The organism is Halorubrum tibetense, assembly GCF_042661865.1.
GTDB classification, from domain to species: Archaea; Halobacteriota; Halobacteria; order Halobacteriales; family Haloferacaceae; genus Halorubrum; species Halorubrum tibetense.
On record NZ_JBHSWW010000298.1, the window covers coordinates 1 to 2,847 of the forward strand.

4 protein-coding genes are annotated in these 2,847 nt (G+C 67.5%); 2 read left to right on the plus strand and 2 right to left on the minus strand.

What is annotated here, in order from left to right; genetic code table 11:
• A partial coding sequence (locus ACFQEU_RS13995; protein WP_379783144.1) for a dihydropteroate synthase occupies window positions 1-1,035 on the minus strand: 1,035 nt, incomplete at its 3' end.
• Between the two features lie 79 nt (window positions 1,036-1,114).
• Between ACFQEU_RS13995 and ACFQEU_RS14000 the strand changes: the two genes are divergently transcribed.
• Entirely contained in the window at window positions 1,115-1,576 is a 462-nt protein-coding gene (locus ACFQEU_RS14000) for an SHOCT domain-containing protein (RefSeq protein ID WP_379783146.1), read from the plus strand.
• A gap of 104 nt (window positions 1,577-1,680) precedes the next feature.
• Entirely contained in the window at window positions 1,681-1,917 is a 237-nt protein-coding gene (locus tag ACFQEU_RS14005) for a DUF7120 family protein (protein ID WP_379783148.1), read from the plus strand.
• A gap of 356 nt (window positions 1,918-2,273) precedes the next feature.
• On the opposite strand, the gene ACFQEU_RS14010 is transcribed toward ACFQEU_RS14005, so the two are convergent.
• The coding region (locus ACFQEU_RS14010) for an MFS transporter (RefSeq protein ID WP_379783150.1) at window positions 2,274-2,847 on the minus strand (574 nt) is incomplete at its 5' end.

Genomic DNA, 2,847 nt, shown 5'->3' on the forward strand with positions numbered 1-2,847 from the left:
GGTCGCGGCACGGAGGGCCCCGACGGCCGCCTCTGAGAGCCCGCTGATCTCGTAGCTGTGGACGACCGCTCGCTCCGCGACGTCGAGCGGGGCATCGAGCCGGTCGAGGTGGCGCTCCGCTTCCCTGACGGTGGTCACGTCGAGCTCCTCGACAGCCACCTCGGCGTCGGCATCACGGTTCGACGCGGCGGTATCAACATCCGACGCGGCGGCAACGCGGGTTCGATCCCGGCTGAACGCCGCGCCGATCAGCGCCGCGTCGCGCGTCTCGGCCACGTCGTGTGTGCGGATCACGTGTGCGCCGCGTTCGACGGCCATCGAAGTGGCCGCGAGCGACACCGGCAGTGCGGCCTCGGTGCTTCGGCCGGCGAGGTCGCGGAGGAAGTTCTTGCGGTTGATCGAGACGAGCAGCGGCCGGCCGTAGCCGCGGAACTCGCGGAGCCGGCGGAACGTCTCGCGGTCGTCTCCGAGCGTCTTCGCTTCCGACCAGCCGCCGAACGCGGGGTCGAGGATCGTCTTGTCCGTGAACCCGTTCATCGCGAGGGCATCGTAGATGTCGTCGACCGCCTCGATCGCCCCGGGTCGTTCGAGGTCGGGCGGCGACGCCATCTTCGAGACGGCGACATCGTGTTCGCGGCAGACGCGAGGCATCTCCGGGTCGGCGAAGCCGCAGATGTCGTTGACCATGTCGAAGCCGCGCGAGAGGGCGGCGTCCGCGACCTCGTGATAGCGGGTCTCGATCGACCAGACGGCGTCGCCGGCGGTCGACTCCATGGCCTCGACCGCGGTGTCGAGCCGCTCCAGCTCCTCCTCGGCCGAGAGCACGTCCAAGTCCTTGTTCGCGGACTCCAAGCCGACGTCGACGATGTCGGCCCCTTCGTCGATCAGTTCCTCGTCGACGTACGCCGCCGCCTCGCCCGGGTCGTCGTACACGCTCGGGTCGTACGGCGACTCCGCGGAGACGTTCAACACCCCCATGATCCGCGGGGGGTAGTCGTCGCCGATCCCGAGCCCCGCGGCGTCCACGTTTCGCATACGTGATCGACGGTCCCAACCCCTAAAGTGGATGCGAAACCGGCGGTATCGTTTTGTCGTTCCACGGAACAGTTCCGATATGGAATCGTCCTCCTCGCGTTCGCCCTCCCCGCGTGAGCGAGCCAGACGGAACGCGACCGGGATCGTCTCGACGGTCGTGACTGGAACCTGGCTCGCGGCGCTGTTCCTCGGCTTCGACTGGTGGCTGGCGCTGTTGCTGTTCGGTTACATCGTCGTGGTCCCCGTCACCGCGATGCTGTTCGGCGACGAGGACGACTGGGAGGAGTGGGTCGACGAGGGAACGTACGAGGACGTAGTCGGCGAAACCGACACGACCGAAGGGGACGTAGGCGGATCGCGGACGGCAGACACGAACAACGCGGACGCCCTGCAGCGGCTCCGAACCCGATACGCGAACGGCGAACTCACCGACGACCAGTTCGAGCGGAAACTGGACCGGCTCTTGGAGACCGAGACACCCGAATCAGCGGAGGAGTGGCGTCGGCGAGAGCAGGAACGCGATGTCGAGCGAGAGCGGTGAGTGATCACGGATCCGACACCCGTGATCGGAACGGCCGGCGGTCGTGTGTGCTCGGCGGGAACCGCCCATCGGGTTTAAAAGCGTCCGGCCGAAAAGGGGGGGTAATGCCGACCTTCGAACTGAACCTATCGGACGACGTGTACGCCGAGTTCCAGCAGCTTGCGGACCAGGAGTTCGTCACCGAAGAACAGGCCGCCGAGGAGCTGATCGCGTCCGGGATCGAGGCGTACAACGTCAGCGTGGTCGACGACGACCCACGCGACGAGATGCTCGACGGCGCTGAGAACAACATGTTCGACACCGCACAGGATCCCGGAAGTCTCGAAGACGACCGCTTATAAATCGACACCGGAATACTCGACGAGTGGTTATCAGTCGGTAGCGACGCGTGTGGCAGGTATTTATATTTGGGTCGCGGAGTCGCTCCACGACAGCTCGTCTTTCCACCAATCCGGGTCGAATTCGGTGGAGAAAGAGTCCTGTTCCGGCCGGTGCGCGTATATAAGCCGTTCACCGGCGTATATAAGCCGTTCACCGAGTCGATCGGGCGTGGCGTATCCGTCGGGTGCGTCGCATCCGCCGTCGGGTGCGTCGCATCCGCCGAGGCGTGCCGTATCCGCCGGGATGCGACGTGTCTGTCCCGCAGCTCGGTGGCTTCTCTGCAGTCGGTTGTGGCCGTTCCGCACACCGGTCGCGGTCAGTACGCGCCGCCGAGCAGGCGGTTCGCCAGCAACGCGGCCAGCCCTAGCGCCATCACCGCGGCGAGCAACCCGAAGGCAACGGGCCATCCCGCGAGGTCGGAGACGGCCCCCACGACGACGCTGCCGGACGCGCCGAACACCATGTAGACGGTCCGGACGAGCCCGAACCCGGCCCCGCGCTCGGCGTCCGAGAGCAGGTCCATGAACCGCGATTGCAGGGGCGCGCCCCACGACATCGCCAGCCCGACGAGGACGACCCCGGCGATCACGGGAACGACACCTGCCCCGTCGCGGGTGCCGACCACGAGGAGCCCGTAGCCGACGACGCCGACCGCCATCGTGAGCGTGACCGCGGCGTCGCGACCGATCCGGTCCGACAGCGACCCGGTCAGCGGCTGCGTCCCGCCGTGAACGACGAAGTACAGCGAGAAGAGGGCCGCGGCGAGCGCGGTGGAGAGCCCGCCGCCGACCTCGAGGAACGTCGGGAGGAACGACGCGGTCGCCTGCCACGCGAACGCGCCGAGCGTCGCCAGCGCGGTCGTGTACAGGATCGGCGGCCGCGAGAGCAGC

Coding starts and splice junctions, on each gene's coding strand:
- ACFQEU_RS14000 (WP_379783146.1), top strand. CDS start 1,115: ATGGAATCGTCCTCCTCGCGTTCGCCCTCCCCGCGTGAGCGAGCCAGA.
- ACFQEU_RS14005 (WP_379783148.1), top strand. CDS start 1,681: ATGCCGACCTTCGAACTGAACCTATCGGACGACGTGTACGCCGAGTTC.